This is a genomic window from Sphingobacteriales bacterium (genome assembly GCA_016711285.1).
Taxonomy (GTDB): domain Bacteria; phylum Bacteroidota; class Bacteroidia; order Chitinophagales; family UBA2359; genus JADJTG01.
This window is the reverse complement of sequence record JADJTG010000012.1, coordinates 35,067-53,958: the sequence shown is the minus strand read 5'-3', so window position 1 is coordinate 53,958 and position 18,892 is coordinate 35,067. Positions and strand designations below refer to the sequence as shown.

The 18,892-nt window shown below is 42.5% G+C and carries 8 protein-coding genes and 1 pseudogene; 5 read left to right on the top strand and 4 right to left on the bottom strand.

All coding sequences use genetic code 11. The features are described from left to right. Nucleotides 1-87 precede the first annotated feature (87 nt). A complete protein-coding gene (locus IPL35_07305; protein ID MBK8443221.1) occupies nt 88-1,791 on the top strand; it encodes an AMP-binding protein in 1,704 nt (567 codons plus the stop codon). A gap of 67 nt (nt 1,792-1,858) precedes the next feature. Here the strand turns inward: IPL35_07305 and lepA are convergent. Continuing rightward, nucleotides 1,859-3,553: pseudogene (lepA, locus tag IPL35_07300) on the bottom strand (elongation factor 4). Between the two features lie 601 nt (nt 3,554-4,154). Between lepA and IPL35_07295 the strand changes: the two are divergent. From IPL35_07295 to IPL35_07285, 3 genes are all read left to right on the top strand, one after another. Beyond that, nucleotides 4,155-7,766, top strand: coding sequence for a T9SS type A sorting domain-containing protein (locus IPL35_07295; GenBank protein MBK8443220.1), 3,612 nt, complete (start codon nt 4,155-4,157; stop codon nt 7,764-7,766). 240 nt (nt 7,767-8,006) lie between these two features. Continuing rightward, on the top strand, nt 8,007-8,843 hold the full coding sequence (locus tag IPL35_07290) for an alpha/beta hydrolase (protein ID MBK8443219.1): 837 nt from the start codon (nt 8,007-8,009) through the stop codon (nt 8,841-8,843). Between the two features lie 51 nt (nt 8,844-8,894). Further along, on the top strand, nt 8,895-9,479 hold the full coding sequence (locus tag IPL35_07285; GenBank protein ID MBK8443218.1) for a hypothetical protein: 585 nt from the start codon (nt 8,895-8,897) through the stop codon (nt 9,477-9,479). 247 nt (nt 9,480-9,726) lie between these two features. On the opposite strand, the gene IPL35_07280 is transcribed toward IPL35_07285, so the two are convergent. The 3 genes from IPL35_07280 to IPL35_07270 form a co-directional block, all read right to left on the bottom strand. Beyond that, nucleotides 9,727-14,832, bottom strand: a complete 5,106-nt coding sequence (locus tag IPL35_07280; GenBank protein ID MBK8443217.1) for a hypothetical protein — start codon at nt 14,830-14,832, stop codon at nt 9,727-9,729. 157 nt (nt 14,833-14,989) lie between these two features. Further along, on the bottom strand, nt 14,990-16,105 hold the full coding sequence (locus tag IPL35_07275; GenBank protein ID MBK8443216.1) for a PorV/PorQ family protein: 1,116 nt from the start codon (nt 16,103-16,105) through the stop codon (nt 14,990-14,992). Nucleotides 16,106-16,307: 202 nt separating this feature from the next. Next, on the bottom strand, nt 16,308-17,822 hold the full coding sequence (locus tag IPL35_07270) for an AMP-binding protein (protein MBK8443215.1): 1,515 nt from the start codon (nt 17,820-17,822) through the stop codon (nt 16,308-16,310). Nucleotides 17,823-17,881: 59 nt separating this feature from the next. On the opposite strand from IPL35_07270, the gene IPL35_07265 reads away from it, so the two are divergent. Beyond that, nucleotides 17,882-18,868, top strand: coding sequence for a lytic transglycosylase domain-containing protein (locus IPL35_07265; protein MBK8443214.1), 987 nt, complete (start codon nt 17,882-17,884; stop codon nt 18,866-18,868). Nucleotides 18,869-18,892 lie beyond the last annotated feature (24 nt).

The window sequence follows — 18,892 nt, the reverse complement described above, 5'->3', positions numbered from 1 at the left end:
ACCGCCCCAAAGTATTTGCTCATCAAAGGCTTTTGCGTTATTTTTGATTTTTTATTTTTCTTAAAAACGCACCTTTGTTCCCAACTTATGTCCATTCAAAATGTAGTACCTGCTTTGGCTACTTTGCCGGAATATTTTAAAAAATGGGAAAAAGAAACGCCCGATGCCGTTTTTTTAAAACAAGCGCAAGGCGCATTTTGGCAGGATATTTCGTGGACAGAAGCGGGCAATATCGCACGGCAATTGGCAAGCAGCTTGCGGCAAATGGACCTACAAGTGGGCGACCACGTGGCTATTTTATCCAAAAACTGTTGTCATTGGATATTGTCGGATATAGCACTGATGCTCGGCGGCTTTGTGTCGGTGCCTTTTTTTCCGAATACTTCGCCCTCTCAACTGCGCGAGTTGCTCATCAAAGGCGATGTAAAAGCGATGTTAGTAGGAAAGTTGGACGAGTGGGAATCACTAAAATCTGAAATACCGCCCAATGTGCAGTTAATTTCATTTCCGCACTATGCGGGCAATGCGCAGGTGGGCGCAGAAGCACGCCCTTGGGAACAAGTGCTGGCACAGGGCAGCAAAGTTCCTTTTTCGGATTATGCCGCACAAGCCGATGATATATGGACTATTTTGTTCACATCGGGTACTACGGGCAGCCCCAAAGGTGTGGTGCATCGTTATCGTGCTCCGCTTGCTTTGATGAACAATGAACTCACCCATCAAAACCTACAGATTTTCAACGGCAAGGAGTTTCGCTTTTTTTCGTATTTGCCCCTCAATCACATTGCCGAGCGCATGATTATTGAATGTGCTGCCCTGATGACCGGAGGCACTGTGTATTTCGCCGAATCTATTGATACTTTCGCCAAAAATCTGCAAAGTGCGCAACCGAATATATTTTTAGGTGTGCCGCGCATCTGGACAAAGTTTCAAATGGCGGTTTTAGAGCGTTTGCCGGACAAGCGATTGAATTTTTTATTAAAAATTCCTTTGCTCAATCGTATTTTGAAACAAAAAATCCGAAAAGGAATGGGGTTGTCGGCGGCGCGTATTATTCTGACGGGTGCTGCTACCTGTCCGCAAAGTTTGAAACAGTGGTATCAGAAGTTGGATATTCATTTGCAGGAAGTATATGCGATGACCGAAAATTGTGGCGGTTGTACTTTGATGCCGCCGCACGACACCCGACATCAAAATTCGGTGGGCAAACCTTTGCCTTCGGTGGAGTTGCGCATTGATGTCGCCACCGGTGAAATTCTCATGCGTGCCCCCTGGCTGATGAACGGTTACTACAAAGACCCCGAAAAAACGGCGGAAGTGTTGCAGGGCGGCTGGCTGCATACCGGCGATATGGGCGAAATCAGTACAGAAGGATTTTTGACGATAACAGGGCGCGTGGCAGATACTTTTAAAACCTCCAAAGGGAAATTTATTGTGCCTACACCGATAGAACAGGCATTGGCTAAAAACTTTTTGATAGAACAAATTTGTCTCATTGGTGCTACGCTCGCACAGCCTTTGGCTTTGGTGCAACTATCGGAAAATGCCCGCCTACTGCCCTGCGAAGTGCTACGCGACACCTTGCAGGATACGTTGCAACACGTCAATGCAGAATTGCAGAGTTTTGAAAAAATAAAAGCTATTGTTGTTATTGACGAACTTTGGACGGTAGAAAACGGCGCACTTACTCCCACGCTTAAAATCAAACGTCCGGTCATTCATCAGCGTTATAGCTCCCAAGCCGAAGCATGGTTTATGAAAAAAGAGGCGGTGCTGTGGGAAAATGAATAAAAAAAACTGCTCCCGCCTTTTTGAAAAGGACAGGAGCAGTTGCAATTTTTTTTCTAAAAAAAAAGAATTAATCATTCAATTTCAACACCGCCAAAAACGCCTGCTGCGGCACTTCTATATTGCCCACCTGACGCATTCGTTTTTTTCCTTTTTTCTGTTTTTCGAGCAATTTTCTTTTGCGCGAAATATCTCCTCCATAACATTTGGCGGTTACATCTTTGCGGAAAGCACTGATGGTTTCGCGGGCAATGATTTTAGCACCCACAGCTGCCTGAATCGCAATCATAAATTGCTGACGGTCAATGAGTTCTTTTAATTTTTCGCACATTTTTTTACCAAAATTATACACTTTGCTGCGATGGATAATAGCCGACAAAGCATCTACTTTTTCGCTGTTGAGCAATATATCCATTTTTACCAAATCGCCCGCTTTGTAATCCGTCATATAATAATCAAACGAAGCATAGCCTTTTGAAATAGATTTGAGTTTGTCGTAAAAATCAAATACAATTTCAGCCAAAGGCATATCAAAAGTAAGCTCCACACGAGTTTCGGTGAGGTAGTGTTGATTTTGGAGTTGTCCGCGTTTTTCAATACAAAGCGTCATAATTGCACCGATATAGTCGGGTTTTGTAATGATTTGCGCGCGGATATAAGGCTCTTCAATCCGGTCAATGAGGGTCGGGTCGGGGAGGTCGGAGGGTGTACGCACTAAGAGTTCTTCGCCTTTGTTGGTGTAGCAATAGTAGGGTACTTGTGGCACGGTCATAATCACCGACATATCAAATTCGCGCTCTAAGCGTTCTTGTACAATCTCCAAGTGCAGCATACCCAAAAATCCGCAGCGAAATCCAAATCCCAATGCCAAAGAGGTTTCCGGCTCGTAGGTAAGCGAGGCATCATTGAGTTGGAGCTTTGCCAGCGAGTCGCGCAGGTCTTCGAAATCGTCCGAATCCACCGGATAAATGCCGGCAAAAACCATCGGTTTCACATCTTCAAAACCTCTGATGGCTTCGGAGCAAGGGTTTTCGGTTAATGTAACCGTATCACCTACCTTCACTTCGCGCGAGTCTTTGATACCTGTAATCAGATACCCCACATTGCCCGCCTGCAATTGGGATCGTTCTTCGAGGTTGAGCCGCAAAATGCCAATTTCATCGGCAAAATACTCGCGTTTGGTATTTACGAATTTTACTTTATCGTTTTTCTTGATAGAGCCGTTGAACAAGCGGAAATACACAATTACACCGCGATACGAATTGAACACCGAATCAAAAATCAACGCTTGAAAAGGCGCATCGGTATTGCCTTTGGGCGGCGAAATACGATGAATAATGGCGGATAAAATTCTGTCAACACCCAATCCTGTTTTTCCCGAAGCCTCAATAATCGTGTCGCGCTTGCAGCCTGTGAGTTCCATAATCTGGTCGGCAACTTCTTCAATCATAGCCCCCTCCATATCAATTTTGTTGATGATGGGGATAATTTCTAAGTTGCTCTCCAATGCCAGATACAAGTTGGAAATGGTTTGAGCCTGAATACCCTGTGTGGCATCTACGAGCAGCAAAGCCCCTTCGCAGGCGGCAATGGAGCGCGAAACCTCGTAAGAAAAATCCACGTGTCCGGGAGTATCAATTAAATTGAGTTTGGTCTTTCATGTCGCGCTCGGTGATGGTTTTGGTAGTTTCCAATAAGCGGTCAGCTAGGTGCTCTTTCCGTGGTCAATATGAGCGATAATACAAAAATTACGGATATTTTTCATGTTTTACTTGCAATACCTTTTTGCCTCTTAGATATAGAATGAGTGAATAATAATGATATGTTATAAAAAATGCCTGTGTCGGAAGAAAAATATAAACAAATAGTTGTACAGATGATGATTTTGATTATTTTTGTTGTATATTGATGACTATTTGTTTTAATAATAAAAATCACTATAAAAAAGCATCGGTTTTATTTTTTAGGAGCTCTTCTATTCGTGTGCAGCTGTATAATTTCCGCAAAGGTATTAATTTTAGTCTATGTTTGAATGTTGTTTTTTTAGAAGCGAGACAAACGAATAATCTTACAATTAAAAATATACCGAAAAAATTTATTGTCGTTTTTTTTCTGAAACATATCTGTATAATACGAGGCAGGTAAAAATATCAATAATTGTAAGAGTTATGTTTTAAAATGTATTTTTAGACATTGTATTTCCGAAAATACAACAAGAAAATGTTACCTTCTCAAGTATTGTATGTCTTAACAATCTCTAAAGTTTTAAATAATAAAATATATTTTACTTTAAAATAAAGGATATATTTGTAAGAAATAACACGCCAAGTATTCAAAAAAACTAACCACTAAATTATATACATCTTATGAAAATCTATCTTATTCTTGCGGCTTTTGTATTAGCATTAATATCGCCTTTTTATACAACGGCTCAAACTACTTCTGAGTATTTGTTTTACATTGACCCCGCCAACGAAGGCGACCCGCTTGCAGATGGTTCTTTGGAGCACCCTTGGTCGGATTTAAAAATTGCGAATCAAACCGATTTTCCTGCTGAGTCCAAGATATTCTTCAAGTCGGGTAGCACAGTATATGGCGGTTTAAAACTTACGCCCAAAGACACCGTGCGCCTCATTGATACTTACGGCGGCACGGCACGTGCTACGCTCATCACCGACAACGACCCCGAAATAAACGGCATAGAAGATGTGCGCGGCTCTATTGATGCCCGCGACATTGGCAACATCACCGTTCAAAATTTAATTGTAAAAGGAAAAATAGCACCTTTGTTGTTTGGCGAAGGTGTGTATTATGTAAATCCTGCCACACCCAACGATACTATTTTTCCGTATGTATATGGCGATACGGTGATGCTCAATCCGGCTGCTCCCATTATGGCGGGCATTTCTTTTCTTACCACACCTGCTTCGCCCGACCCCGACACCGAAGCCGAATGTGACTGGAAATTTGAAAATATCAATATCTATAATATAGATGCTTCTAACTTTGTAGTGGCGGGTATCCGCTTGGAAGCCGCCCCTTGGAAATGCGAATTAGGAGGTTATAAAAACATAAATATTTTCTTTTGTGATTTGCACGATAATCTCGAAGGCGGTATCACAGGTTATGCTCGCTGGGACGAACCCACCGACCGTATGGGTATAGAAGACGTGACGATTAAATATTGCAACGCCTACAACAATACCGGTAATCCGGCTATTTTGTGGCAGCCTACAGGTAGCGGTATTGCTTTTGGCGGCTTCGACGGCGTATTAGTAGAATATTGCAACGCTTACGAAAATGGTGTTTTTAATCGCGGACCTTCGGGTCCTGTAGGAATCTGGACATATTATTCCAATAATGTTACTTTTCGTCATTGCGAGTCGCATCACAACGAAGCCTATCCTTTAGATGGCGGTGGCTTTGACTTTGACAATGGTGTTACCAACTCTGTTATGGAATATAATTATTCCCACGATAATGCCGGTCCCGGTTATCTCACATCACAATTTTGTAACCAACGCCGTTTTGCCAACAACACCATTCGCTACAATATCAGCCAAGACGATGCCTACCACGACAATAATCTTTTCTTGTACGGCAGCATGTCATTTTGGACTTGTAACGGTGCTATGTCGGAAAATTTGACTTTGCACAATAATACTATTTATAAATCGGTGGGCAGCGGTGGTGCTTTGCGTATTGATGAAAAGAATTTCAGCAATATGAAAGTGTTTAATAACATTTTTGTTACCAAAAACACCGATTATGTGATGTTGGTGCATCCGGGTGCTGATGTGCAATTAATGGGCAATAATTACTGGACACCGGACGATACGCTCGAAATTCGCTGGGGAAATCCATATTGGTTGGAGGGAATGAAATATTTTCATTCGGTAGCCGAATGGAGCGACAGCAGCGGACAAGAAAAACTAAACGGCGAAAATATATGGCAAAGCGCCGACCCTTTGTTGTACAATATGGGCGGCGGCACTACTATTGAAAATCCTTTTTATTTAGATACTCTATCGGCGTATCATTTGCAGTTGGAGTCGTCTATGCGCGATGCCGGCATTAATCCCGAAGAAGTTTTCGGTATCAATCCGGGCAATCACGATTACTACGGCAATTTGGTAGCGCAGGGTTGCAACTACGACATCGGTGCGCACGAAGTATTGCTTGATGAGCCGGGTACGGTACAAATCAACAACATGACGGTACAAAGCGGACAAGATATAACCATTGATACGCCGCGCCGTGTTTTTGGAAAAATTGTTGTAAAATCAGGAGCAAAACTGCATATTACAAATACCTATTTGCGTTTTATGACCGAAACCTCCGGTATTATAGTTAAAAAAGGCGGGCAATTATGGGTAGAAGACGCTAAACTCACCAATGTATGTGATGCTTGGGCTGGTATTCGTGTAGAGGGCGACCGCAATATTTGCCACCCCGTTTGTGTGCCCAATTGCGACTCATACCCTAATCACGGTTTTGTATATTTGGATAATGCCCGCATTGAAAATGCCATCAACGGCGTATCTGCTCCGGGCACAGTGAGTAGCGGCACATTTCCGCCTATTAATCCTTTACTCAATGGTACACTGATGAATCAGTTAGGCGGCGGTATTGTACATGCCACCGACAGCTATTTTTATAATTGTGCCATTGGTATTTCTTTGGGAGCTTATAATGGCTGTAGTGGCAACAATACCAACCGCAGTGTCATTAAAGGTTGCACTTTTGAATTTGTTAATCCTTGGGAAAATCAGTATTTTCAGCGTCAAGATGATGATTTTATCGGCATTTCACTCAATCAGTCCGGTAGCGGCATTTTTCTCGAAGATAATACTTTTATCGGCTCACCTGTTTTGAACCCATATCACGGCACAGGTATTTTAATAAAAAAATCAAGCGTCTCTGTCGGCTCTCAGAATTTGCCTAATCATTTTTCAAATTTATATCAGGGTATTTATATCAACAATACGGGCAGCACTGCAACATATCCCATTCATTGCTCCTACAATATCTTAAATCAATGCGACAGAGGAATTACACTTTATAATGCCCCGCTTGCTGTTCTTGATTTTAACCAAATAAATGTTCACGCAGGTACTTCTGCTCTTTGTTGCACTTATGGTATTTATACCTATAAAGGCGGCGGTTTTGATATATTAAACAACGAAATATTGACGAATGCAACACAGAACAATCAATGGACGAAAGGAATGGTGGTGGTACAGAGCAATGCTGTGAACACATCTAAAAAATTGTATATCAACAACAATCGTTTTGAAGGAGCATTTACGGCAGCTTTGGAATTATTGGGCGACAACAGAAACAGCGACCTTTCGTGTAACGGATTTTTTGGAACACCACAAACAGACTGGAATATTGATAAATGGACAGAAATCAATGGCAGCAGCAATGCAGATTTAGACGATCAGGGCTTGTGCGGCAGCGATGCTACTGCTTTGTTCAGCACCGTATGGCACACCAACGCCAATAACACTTATCCGAATATCCGCGTGAAGAATTTGGATAATGCCGTTTTCTTGCGCCACGATGCTGCTTCAGCTCCGCTTTCGGTGGTTACTTCGGGCAGCTATACTATTACGCCTCTGAGCTGTGCCGGAACTGCCGTAAATCCTTGCTACAATGAGCTTACCAATGGCGAAAACGCACCCAAACAAACAGAATTATCCGTAAATCATTCTATGGAGTCAATGGCACAAATCAGCCCCAATCCTAATCGCGGACAATTCAATATTGTATTGCCAAGCACCGCCGAGCAGCAGTCTGACGCAGCGGTGCATACTGTTCAGGTATTTTCGGCTCAGGGTGTGCTGCTAATGACCCGAACAGCTGCTACGGGACAAACGCTGTCGTTAGACCTCAGCGATATTTTGCCGGCAGGTGTATATTATTGCACCATTCCCGAAATCGCTTTTAAAGAAAAAATGGTTGTTATTCCTTAATTTTTATAACTCAATCATTCAAATCCGCCGTTTGAATCGCGTTTCAAACGGCGGATTTTTTTGTTAAAAAATATTTTGTTCATTTTATAAACACCGAATATTCGTATAATGGCGTATCATATCGTATATTTACACTCCGATTTTGTAATATTATAGCTCCAATATTATTTTTTTGTTGTGATACATGATAATGAATCTCGCCGCCTGCTGAAAGCCTACACCTTACCTACTTCGCGTTTTATGGTGATGGACGGCGGTTTGGTGCATTATTGCGATGAAGGGGCGGGTTTTCCTTTATTGTTATTGCACGGCACTTTTTCTTCCTTACATACCTTTGATGCGTGGTCTAAAATACTGAGCAAGCGTTTTCGGGTGCTGCGCGTAGATTTACCGGGTTTCGGACTCTCATCGCCGCGCGAAAACATCAAAGAGCCTTTGGAAGAATTTATGAGTTTTATCGCTCGCTTTCTGAATGCTTTGGGTATTTATCAGTGCCATGTGGCGGGCAACTCTTTGGGAGGGTGGATTGCTTGGGAATTTGCACGTTTGTATCCCGAACGTATCAAAAAAATGATACTCATTGATGCAGCAGGTTATTTATTGCACAACGATATGCCCTTGCCTTTTAAGATGGCAAAAGCACCTTTGGCTTCCAAAATTGTACGTTATGCTATTAAACGCAATATTTTAGAGGTTTTTTTGAAGCAGGTATATGGCAATCCCAATAAAGTAACACCCGAATTAGTGGACAGATACTACGAACTCTTTATGCACGGCGGCAATGCGGAGGCTTTTGTATCAATGGTGAATGGCACTTATAAAGATAATTCTCATTTTTTGCCCAATATTTTTCAACCCACTTTGATTTTGTGGGGCGAAGAAGATAAATGGATTTCGCTACAAGATGCACATCGTTTCCGGCGCGATATTCCCAATTCCCAAGTAATTATTTATAAAGGAGTAGGGCATGTGCCGATGGAAGAAATTCCGCAGCAGTCGGCACAAGATGCTTTGGAATTTTTATTGGCAAAAAAAACGCCCACACAGGTAGAAACAGTGGTGAAAACCTTTGCTTAATTTTGTCTGTTGTTCTCAACAACGTATGCTCTTTTTATTTTTTTTCTACGCATGAATGTTTTAAAAATAACAGGCTTGGCGATTTTTATCAAAATGATGATGATGTCGGCAGCCTGCGAATCGTCTATAGGTTCTTCTTCCAAAGATGCTACAGCTCCTCCTTTGTATTTTGATGTACCCGCCTATATGCGTGCGCAAACCCGCGAGTGGCAACAACAAAATGCGGTGCTGGAAAAAACGGTGCATATAGACACGACCCAGGAAATACAAATTTTCGAACAGCCCGACTGGGAACGAGAATTGGAGTTGTGGTTGCGCTGCGACCTCAATAAAGCGGCGTGGCGTGGGCTTTTCAGTACCGACAGCAGCAGCAGTAGCGGCGGCACAACAGTAGTAACTTACAGCAACAGCAATATTGCCGAAATTCCACACAAAAAAGTACAAATCGTGTTTGATGCCCAACATCGCCCCTTGTCTTTGAAGATAGAAAACAGCCACGAAAGTTTTTTAGCGAGCGGCAGCGAAAAATTACAGTATGATGCGCTGCAAAAATATTACACTTACGAAGTGATACAGCAATTGAAAGGGATTGAACAAAGCAGCTTTTTGATAGAGGGAAAAATTAAAACGCCCTAAAAAAGGAAACTGCCGAGCCCCATTTCTGAAACTCGACAGCTTTTTCAAACCTTTAAAACCTTTATGCTAATAAGTTTAGCACGACACAAATTTACTATTAAAAATTTAAAATACAAATTTTTTTTAAAAAAATTAACATTTTTTTTTATTTTATTCAAAAAAATGACAAAATAATGATTAAAAATTAACTATTTAGTTAAAAAATATATCACTATATATGCAATTATATTATTAAGTATCGTTTTACTTAGCGCATTTTATACATTTTACCCAAGCCGTATTTATTGAACATTCCGTCCATGGTAGTCGTAGAAGAAATATTGTACTTGGGAGTAGTGCTTTCTTTTTTATAGCTGAATAATTCAAAATCTTCTCCGTTGGCTTTTTTTGCAATTACTCTGTAAAAATATACACCATTTGCCAATTCATTTCCGTAAGTATCTTTGCCGTCCCACGCATACTCGGTAAGGTTTCTGCCGATGCGCAGGTCTCCGATTTCGCTTCTGCCGATTTCGCGTACTACTGTCCCTGCTATGGTCATCACCTGAATTTTAAATTGCGTGGGCAACTCGCCACCGGTGAGTACAAAAGCAAAGCGTGTAGAGGTAGTAAAAGGATTGGGATAATTGAGCAAATGCGAAATTGATGATTGTGTGATTACTTCAAAGGAAATGGAATAAGTAGTGCCATTGCCGGCGGTGTTACCGCTACGGTCGGTGGCGGTTATTTGCAGTTGATAGGTGCCGTCTTGGGCGAGTTGCGGCGAAAAAGTAACCATCGCTTCATTGGTGTCGTTGCCTGCATTTGCCGGTGTGAATATAACAGAAGGGTCGGCAAAAGACACAGGATGCAGCGTACCGTCAGGATAAATCAGTACAATATCAAAAGCGGCGGTATCATTGAGGGGCAATACCGTATTTTCATCATACAAAGTAATTTGTACTTCGGGCTGTGTAGATACAATGTCGCCGTCTAAAATATGCTGACCGTCAAAAGTTACATCTGCCACCGGATTTATATTATCACCCAACACCCAAAAAGGGATTTGTAACTGATTATTAAAATCAAATTTATCAGGTTTTATTTTATTCGGATTGAGCTGCACTGTTAAAGTACTCGCTCCCAACACTTCGCCCGCCGGAAAATCGATGTTTAATACACGGGTTTCGCCGCCTGCAAAAGGAGCTTGCGGGGCATAGGCGTGCTGCTGCGTGACATTATTGGCGTTGGTGGTGCTTACCTGCACATATACGCTGTCGCTTGCCACCGGTGAGGCATTGGTAACGGCGATTTCCAATTTTCCGGTTTGGGTGATGTACAAAGTGTCGGTAACAGAAAAATGCGCACTGCTGTTGAATGCCAATTCGGGATATTTTTTGTGATACACGCGCCAATGTTCAAGTTGCGAAGGGGTGAGGTACGATACATCTTTGTTGTTGGCTCGCAGGCGCAAAAAAGGATACACCGAGGCATCAACAAAACTTAAATCCCAATTATTGATAGTGTTGGTATTGAATAAAGTGTTTTCTACTCCATCGGCTCTTACGCCGATTACGTCCACATTAAATAGTTCCCCTACTACACCGGCTTCCAAAGGGGTGGCTTGCCACTGCAAACTCTGCCACAAAGCCGAAGGTCCGATGAGCGTGCTGGTATAAGTGCCCTCATCTGTTTTTCCGAATACATTTTCGTTGTATTCGAGTACTTCATCAGATACGCCGCCGATTAAAATTTTTGGCGTATAATTTACTACGCCTTTGCGTAGCAGTGCAAAAAACGGAATTTCGGACTCGATAGATGCCAGCTGCGGAAATCCTAAATCGCTGAAACGTGTGTAGAGCGGTTGCAAAGCGGCGGCAGAAGCTGCACTGCTCTCCAAGCGGTGGTTTCCTACCGAATATGCTACAACATAATAGCCCTGCGGCACCCAATCCAAAAAGTTTTTGATTTGTGTATAAACATCTTCATCTCCGGTATAAAATTCGTAGATGTTGCCTCCTCCGCATTGTACATTTCCAAACATACCTTTGCGATTGCAGCCGCTCATTCCTTGCGTGGAGGGGTCTAATTCACTTTCTACTACGGATAATATTTTTTCGGGTTTAAAAACAGCAAAAGCAATACCTCCCAAACAATTTGTATTGCTGCCTATCAAACAACTGCCTGCACTAATCAATACATCATTCAAATAAAGGCTGTAAATCTGCGGGGTTTCGGTATTATTTACAAAGCCGCGCAAATTATTAAATTCATCATCAAATTCAAATTGATGTTGTGCATTTAAAAAAGTGCCATTGTAGCTGTTGCGTGTATATTGTCCATAATGCGATTGATTCCAACCGTCGGGCTGATTGGGAATGTAAATAAAAGACGAACTCTGCCAATTATAATTACCTCCTGTTTCCGGCACAATGCTGATACGCCAATAATATACTTTTTGAGCCTCGTAAGACAGAGCGGGCTGCCATTCTATAATACCGCCGCTACTGCTCAAAGTGGTATATTGTAAAAATGTGGTGTTAAATTCAGGTACGGTGTCGATTTCTAAACGATAGGTGCGCGGCTGCGTGAGTACGGGCAATGCCGTAGATGCCTGCAACTTGACGGGAGTAGTGCCTACAATAGAAAATTCGCAAGGGTGAATAGGCAAAGCCGAGCCGGGTAAAATGAAAATATTGGTGTTTAAAATGTTGTTGTCTTCACAATCTTCGGGCAATTCATTGTCAGAATCTATGCTCAAAGAAAATCCGTTGCTGCCCAATGCCGCTTCGCCGATAGGCAACCGCAAAGAGAGCGTATCGCGGTAATAGACACCTTTGAAACGTTTTTTTACAATATTCTGTGTGCCATCGGGCAAGGTATGTATTACCTGCACCGAAAAAGAATCGGCTACTGCTTTTCCTAAATTGGTTACTACAACATTTACATCAAAAGAATCAATAGCAGTAGTGAGTACCGAAGGATTAAAATATAAATCATTTTCTTCTGTCACATATTCTGGTTTTTGCCATTGATTGAGGCGAATGGCGGGGTCGCCTGCAAGCGTAAATTCCTGACAAGTGAGGCGTATCCCGTAATAATGACTGGCTCCCACCGAAGGAATATAAATATTTTCAATGGTCTTTTGCATAAATTGCCCCAAAGTGCCGCCGTAATTTTCATAAGCCATCTGGCGATACATTTCTTCGCCGTAGATATCCAAATAATAAGGAAAACCAAAGCCCACCGTTGCCAAAAATGCAATAGCTCCGCGCTGCTCCGCCAAGCTATATACCAACGCCATAATATCATTGTCTGGGGAGTGTACATCGCCTACAAAGCAGGAGTTGGAATAAAAGAACGGATACTTTCCGGCATTGTCGTAATCATCAGGGCTTTGAATATCAAATTCCCACAAAGCACCGCCGGAATGACCGATATAAGTCACCATAGAAAGTCCGTTGTTCATCAGGTTTTTAAACTGCTGCGGTGCTGCAATAATACCACCTTCTGCTTTTGAGAAAGTTGCCTGTACTTTTGCGCCCCAGAGTGTATCTTCTATTACTTGTTTGTAGCCGTTGAGATTATTAGTATAATTAGTGGCTTCCGAAGCATTTTTTCCGCCGGCAACATGCACAATATCCTTCATCCAAAGGCGGTCGGTTTTGGTGCAGGGCGTATTTTGAATATTCATATTTGCTTCATATTCTATCACTTTATCCAAATAACGCTTTATATGTTCCGGAGTTTCGGCACTGATACGCCCCACCGCCAATTGGTTTTTGTAGGCATATACCGTAGGTACGGTGAGCATCATATCGGAGCCGGTTTCGCCGAAAGTGGGTACTAAATTCCGTGCAAATAAATCGGGCAAATTGGTTTTGCTGTAACGAATAGAACGCCCCATCAACAACAAATATTCGGGCTGCGTTGCCCAAATGCCCGCTTCGTAATTGTCTATGATATAATTCACAAAATTCATAATAGAAAGCGGGTGCTGCAATACACCCCACGCAAACTGGTCGTACAACTCATCAATATCTGCCACCAGCACCTGATATCCGCCACCCTGCGCCGAACTGCGATAAGTCTGATAGCGTTGTACTTGGTCTTCTTCGCCCCCTCGCAATTTTGAGTGGGTGATGATGATATAGTCGGCGGCTTTGGAGGGATCGGCAAAATTGGTGAATTGCTGCGGCACTAAATTGCTCACTATATTGACGGCATCGGTGGTGGTTTCGGTCGTGTTGCTGATGTATAAATCGCGCTTAGATAAAGTGCCGCCATTGCCGGGCAAAAATATTTTGTAAGTAGTACCGTCTAAGGTAGGTACTAAGCGCACATTGTTGGTTAAATCGTACAATACCGGAGCAGTACCGCCATTAAAATTGTTGATTTCCAAGTAGCGGTTTTGAATATTATCAATGCTGAAAAAGAAAGAACGCTGGTTTTCAAAATTAAATAAACGCGGGTAAGTAATAAATACATAGCACAAAGAATTGCGATCAATGCTTACACCCGCTATATCGCCGATGCTGGCTAACCCCACTTCATTGTTGTCGGCAAGTACATTCAAATCTACATTAAAGCTATACGATTCCAAAGAGTAGCCTTCGTAGGTCTCATCTACTACAATCTGGTCGTTTATTTTGAGCTGAATATGATGGTCGGGCAGTACTTGTATTTCATTGGAGCGTCCTGTTATTTTGCTTTCCACAAAAGCCGTTCCGCCGTTTTGATAAATATAAGGAGTTACTACATCGGTGCTTTGCTCTGTGCCTTCTACAATAATCGGTCCTACCCAACCTTCGCCTTTGCCGAAGTCGGCGTAGTTGTTGTTCACACCCGACAAATTGCTGAAAGGCTCGCCGGCGGAGTGGGCAGTATTGAGGATTTTTTTTGAAGTATAAAGAAAAAACGGTTCGGCGGCAGGGGCATTTGCCAAATTGTTGGAGATGGTTTGATAGCGCAAATTGTTGCTGCTGTTGTCCGAAGCTAAGAAATAAGTCGCTTTTTTGGTATAGAGGCTGCGGTCTTTGCTGATTTGCCAAGTAGGATTTTGGAATAAAAAAGCATCTAATTCGCCGTCATTGGCTTTGCCTACAAACTCAATATAATCGCCCGCACCAAAAGTGCCGTTGGTAGATACATAAATCGGAACTTCTTTGCCTTTATTATACAATTTGTAGCCGCTGCCTTCTAGGGGCAACCCCGCCTGCAATAAAGTTTCGTAGCCGATACGATATAAACCGTCTTTTTCTAATTGAAATTTATCGTAAGTTTTTGACAAATCTATCCATTTGTTTTGATATATCTGTGCTTGCAGTTCGATACCTGCAAATAATGACAGCAGCAGAATCAGTAATTTTTTCATATTTATAAAAATTTATGAATTTTAATTTGTTAATTAATTGAAAATCAATTTTTTATAACAAAATAATTTGAGTCGGTAATAATAAAAAAAAGATACTTTATATGGTGTATTATGAGAAGTATTTTTTAGGAAAAATATTTTAAAAACAATAATAACTTTAATATAAAGGAGCAGCATCGTTGGTGGCAACTTTGCTATTAAAAGCGAGAGCCAGAGATATAACGTGCGAAAAAATGCCCACATCGCGGCGGTTCAAGCCCACAAAGGCATAATCCAAAGTTACTTTGTCTATTTTAAAACCTATGCCTACATTGGGCTGCACGGATAATATTTCTTTGCTTGCGTCATTATCGTCAGTAAAACGCTGTATTTTGTTCACACCGCCGCGCAAAAAAACTGTATTGTTGTAGCTCAATTCAGCACCGGCGTGCGGGTCTATGCTCACAAAGTCGCTGCCCAACAGCACATTGCGCTTGCCATCAAAAGTGCAATCTATATCCAAAGCTGTGGTTAGTGCCAATTTTTCACCGAAATTCAGGCGGTGCGCTATGCCCAACACGAGGCGTTGTCCGGTCAGCTCCACCGATTTCACCGGAATCAGGTTGTTGGTGGCTTGCAGTTGCAGTTTTTCTTCTTCTGTAAAATTAAACGACCAAGCGTTGTAAGTAGTGGTGAGGTCTTTTACGGCAACCGCCAAAGTTAGGTTTTCGGTAGCGGCAAAACGGGCACCCACATCAATACCCAAGCCCCAGGCATTGGCAAATTTTCCTACTTTGCGATAAATCACCTTTGCGCTGCCGCCCACCTGCCATCGCGACCACGCCTGCGCATAGTGCAGCAAAGCCGCATAATCGGCAGCCGAAAAAACACTGAGGTTATCATAATTAAAACTGCCGTCCGGCTCTACGAGTGTGAGGGTATTCGGAATATCATCAACGCCGAAACGTATCAGCGACAAGCCTACGGCACGTTGTTTATTTGCCAAAGGAGCTATAAAACCGGCATAGTCGTATTTGGCAACACCTGCAAACCATTCGGCGTGCATCAGTCCCAATTGTGCGGCATCGGTATTGGCGATGGCGGCGGTATTCCAATAGGCGGCATACACACCATTGGCGGCGGCACATTGTGCATTGCCCATAGCAAAGGCGCGAGCACCTACGCCCAAAGCCAGAAATTCGTTGCTGTAAGTGCGTACTTGTGCCTGCAAAGCATTGAACCATACCACACCCACAAGCAAGCATATTGTACTAATAATATTACGATTGAACATACAAATTTTTGTAAAAATAAACAGGGTCTTAGTTTTCAATATTGATAATTTCGGTACAAAGCTATGATAGCTTTACGGAATCATGAAAAAAAGAAATACACTTAAGATTTTTTTATGCAATACAATTATTATTTTTTTCAAAATAGAGGCTGTTTATAAGTCATATTTTTGATAAAAAAAGTTGCAAAGCATAAAAAAATAATCATTCTTGAAAGGTTTTCAAAGCAGTGCGGTTGATTTTGCCACTATCTGTTTTAGGAAGTTCTTTTAACACGGTAAAATATTTCGGTATCTTAAATTTTGCCAATCGTTGTATTAAAAATTGCTTCAAATCGCTGCTGTCAAAAGTTGTGTGATGCTGATTTTTTAATACCAAAAAAGCTCTGCCCACTTCGCCCCATTGCGCATCGGCTGTGCCCACGACTACCGCTTCCGCAATAGCGGCGTATTGCAGCAAAGCACGCTCCACTTCCGCCGGATACACATTTTCGCCGCCCGAAATAAACATATTTTTTTTTCTGTCCACAATATACAAATCACCTTCCGCATCTTGTATGGCAATATCTCCGCTTTTGAACCACTCTCCTTCAAAAGCAGCGGCGGTAGCGGCGGCATCGTTCCAATAACGCGAAAACACCGCAGCACCGCTAAACCACAGTTCGCCGCGCTCGCCGATGGCAGCATCAGTGCCGTCTTCTTTCACCAAACGATACGACACATAAAAATTGGCTTTACCGATAGAACCGCTTTTGCGCACCGCCTGCGTATGATGCAAAGAAGTAAGATTGGGTCCCACTTCCGTCATTCCATAGCCTTGTCGCAGATAAATTTTTTTGCTGTGCCATTTTTCTATCACCGATAGCGGCAATGCCTCGCCGCCTACAATGATATACTTTAGATTCGGGGCTTGCAGGGTGTCAAAGTGCAGTGTGTCGCTCATAGCTTTGAGCATAGTCGGTACTGTCATTAGTATTGTAATTCGTTCTTTTTCAATAATTTGCAACATTGCTGCAGCATCAAATTTTTTCATCAGCAATACAAAAGCACCTTTGTGCAAAAAAGGGGTGAGCAACACGTTCCAGCCGCCCGTATGAAAAGGCGGCATGCAAGATACAGTGCGGCTGTCGCTGCCAATATCCAACGCCAACAAAGTATTGACGCTATTATAAAAAAGCATTTTTTGAGTATAAACCACTCCTTTCGGCTTGCCTGTGGTGCCAGACGTGTAAAGCAAAAAAAGTGGAGCGTTGATGTCGCTGTTGTGTGCTGTATGGCTGTGGTGTACAGGCGGATTTTTGCAAAAAGCGGCGAAATTTTGTAATGATAATACAGAAAAAGAAGGAGCAGCCGCGATTAAATCGTGAAATTTTCGTTCAATGATGACAAGTGCGGGGGCAGCGTGTGCCAAAAGTTCGGCGATTTCGGCGGCACTGAGGCGATAATTAAGCGGCACGAGTATGCAGCCAAAACGCTGTGCAATGGCAAACAAAACGATATATTCCAAACAATTTTCGGCAATGACAGCAATGCGCTCACCCGCTTTCAAATGGTATTTCCGAAAAAGATGCTGCGCCGCATTTTCGGCTTGCTCATAAATTTGGGCATAAGTGAGGCTATTGCCACTTTCGTATTCCTGTATGGCGGTGGCGTGGGGCTGATAGCGGTTTTGTTGCGCTATCCAATCCAAAGCAGTGTGACTATTTAGAGATATATTCATCATAAAAGCGATGCAGGCAGTACTCTGTAAATTATTTTTCGTTTAACTTTGTAGCTAAGATGAATATTTTTTTTTCCTTTGAAAAATTTAAAACGTTTGGAGCCGGTTTTTTAGCGGCTGCTTTTGCTATCACGGGCATTATGAGTTTGATGGGCAGCAGTTTTGCCATGAAAAACAAAGTAAACTGGAAAGAAGCCGGACTTGACCCGAATTTATTTTTGCAGCCCAATCGCGCCAATGTAGAATATTTATTATCGCGCCGCCATGTGGATATTCCGAAATTACCCGCCGACCTCACTTTTGCGGGCGAGCGAGTGCCTATGGAGCAGTACGATGTGCGCGAACGCTTGGAGCGCGAGCTGTTGGTAACTTCTTTGTGGCACTCCAAAACCATACAAGTACTCAAATTAGCACCGCGCTATTTGCCTTTTATAGAACCTATTTTAGCAAAATACGGCATTCCCGATGATTTCAAATTTATGGTGATGGCAGAAAGCGGCTTTTTGAACGTGTCGTCGCCGGCGGGCGCAAAAGGTATCTGGCAACTGATGGAGGGTACTGCCAAAGAAAATGGCTTGGAAATAAACGATTATGTAGATGAACGGCTGCATTTAGAAAAATCCACCGAAGTGGCTTGTCAGTACATCAAATCGGCATACAACGACTTGGGGTCGTGGTCGTTGGCGGCAGCTTCGTACAATATGGGGCGCGCTGGTGTGCGCAACGACCTCAACCGACAGGGAGTTTCCAACTTTTTTGATTTATATCTCAACACCGAAACTTCGCGCTATGTATTTGTCATTTTATCCTTTAAAGAAATTTATAATAACCCTGAAAAATACGGTTTTGCGATGAGCACTGCCGAGCGTTATCAGCCGATTGCTTTTAATGTAGTGGCGGTGAACAGTATTCCGAGCCTTGCTGATTTTGCCAAACAGTACAATACTACCTACAAAAATATCAAACTCCTCAACCCTTGGCTGCGCGATGCGATGCTGCCAGCGCGGGCGGGCAAGGTATATGAAATAAAAATTCCTTTGTTGTAGGGAAAATAAGGCGAATTTGTTGCT